At 49.7% G+C, this 1802-nt stretch carries 2 protein-coding genes and 1 pseudogene; all 3 read right to left on the bottom strand.

Features of this window, described 5'->3' with window-relative positions:
• A pseudogene (locus RH89_RS14800) lies at positions 1-207 on the bottom strand (C4-dicarboxylate ABC transporter); the annotation flags it as partial.
• Positions 194-736: a TRAP transporter small permease subunit gene (locus RH89_RS14795; RefSeq protein WP_004403487.1), complete on the bottom strand. Its 543-nt coding sequence runs from the start codon at positions 734-736 to the stop codon at positions 194-196. The gene RH89_RS14795 and the pseudogene RH89_RS14800, both read right to left, overlap by 14 nt.
• Before the next feature lie 62 nt (positions 737-798).
• The coding region (locus RH89_RS14790; protein WP_004403485.1) for a TRAP transporter substrate-binding protein at positions 799-1802 on the bottom strand (1004 nt) is incomplete at its 5' end.

Below are 1802 nucleotides of genomic sequence, written 5' to 3'. Positions count from 1 at the left end.
CATAATCTTGTAGATACGGTTGACCACCAGACCCAGACTGGTGTAATCGAGCCCGGTAAACGTATCCAGATAGATATCTGCAAAATAACCTACAGCAGCGAATACAACGCCGATTCCCCCTAAAACATAAGCAACAGGTATTCCTGTGAACAGCAGCAGGATAAAAGAGCCAAACATGGCGATGACGATCCACTCATTTGCTTCCATCCGTGCCTCCTTTAAATAACGTTTCAATGTTGCGCAGAAGCCTTGCAAACATGGAGAGAAGCAGAAGACCAAAGCTCAGCGGTATGACGCTCTTAATTAGCCAGCGATAAGGTAAACCGGATGGTGAAGCAGAGCTTTCGTTCACTCGCCAGGATTCATACGCGAAATCGTACGAGTGAAGAATCACGATAACGACAAAAGGAATGGCGAGAAACGTCAGCCCAAAAAAGTCGACAAGGGCTTTTCTGCGCTCAGACAATTTGTGGTAGAACAGGTCGACACGAACATGAAGGTTTGTCACCTGAGCGTAAGCGGTGCCAAACATCACGGCGGTCGCGTATAAGTGCCACTGCAACTCTTCCAGTGCAATTTGTCCGTTTGAAAACACTTTCCTGAGAACCACCTGAATGATGATTACAGCAACTAAGGCAAAGTTGGTCCATGCCAGCCATCGGCTGACGGCGATAGTAAACGTCTCTATTTGTTGATAAAGCGGGGGTGTTGGGGTCATAGCAAGCACCTTGTTCATTGGTTACTCCTTAGCGCAAATGGTCGGCATCTAGCACCGACCATTCAGTCCAATTCACAGGGTTATTGCTGGTTCTGTGTCGCGCGAGGCAGGAAGCCGTTCGCCTGCCACAGCGCATAACCTTCGCGGAACTCGCTTAGGTCTTTCCACACTTTGGCAAAAAACGGGTCTGCGGCGACTTTTTCATCGACCACATCCAACCAAGTGGTACGGAACAGGTTCAGCATCTCATCGTTCCAGTATCGAATTTCCACACCTTGCTCTTTTGCTTTCTGCATGGCGGAGAACTGAAGTGCTTCGCCCTCTGCAATGGAATAGGTCATGGTTGCCATACAGGTGGTCTCTACCGATGCCTGCTGACTGTCACTCATCTTGTTCCATGTATCTTTGTTGATCAGCAGTTCGAAAACCGTAGATTGCTGGTGCCAGCCCGGGAAGTAGTTGTATTTCGCGACTTTATGAAAGCCCAGTCGCTGGTCGATGGCTGGCTGAGAGAACTCGGATGCGTCTATCGCTCCTTTTTCTAATGCACCGAATATCTCTCCACCCGGCAGCTGAACTGTGCCCACACCGAGTTTTTCCATCACCGATGCACCCAGACCAAAGAAGCGCATGTTTAGCCCTTTCAGATCCTCTGGCTTTTCAATCGGTTTGCGGAACCAGCCAGAGGTTTCTGGAGAAATAATGGCACAAGGGAGCACCTTCACGTTGTATCCGCCCTGATCGTACATTTCCTGATACAGCTTCAAGCCATTGCCAAAGAACAGCCACGCCATGTATTCACCCGCTTCTGGGCCAAAAGGCACGGCAGAAAACAGCGCGGATGCGGGCAGTTTGCCTTGCCAGTAGCCTGCCGTGGAATAGCCTGAATTTACCTTACCAGTAGAAACGGCATCCAGAATTTCGGCAGGATTCACCAGCTTACCTGGTTCATAGATTTTCATCTTGATGGTGCCGCCCGATGTTTTGGTGATGTGGTCGGCATACCATTGAATCGGGCTGCCAAGCGCAGGAAGATGGCTGCCAAACGCGATAGGGGTCTTTAGTAGGACTTTCTTATCCTTTG

This window comes from Vibrio nigripulchritudo ATCC 27043 (genome assembly GCF_000222685.1).
Classification (GTDB): domain Bacteria; phylum Pseudomonadota; class Gammaproteobacteria; order Enterobacterales; family Vibrionaceae; genus Vibrio; species Vibrio nigripulchritudo.
Note: the sequence above shows the minus strand (reverse complement) of the source record. Positions and strands in the feature narration are given on the sequence as shown.

Bases quoted from the DNA above. Each gene is read 5' to 3' on its own strand.
- RH89_RS14795 (WP_004403487.1), bottom strand. From the start codon at position 736: ATGAACAAGGTGCTTGCTATGACCCCAACACCCCCGCTTTATCAACAA.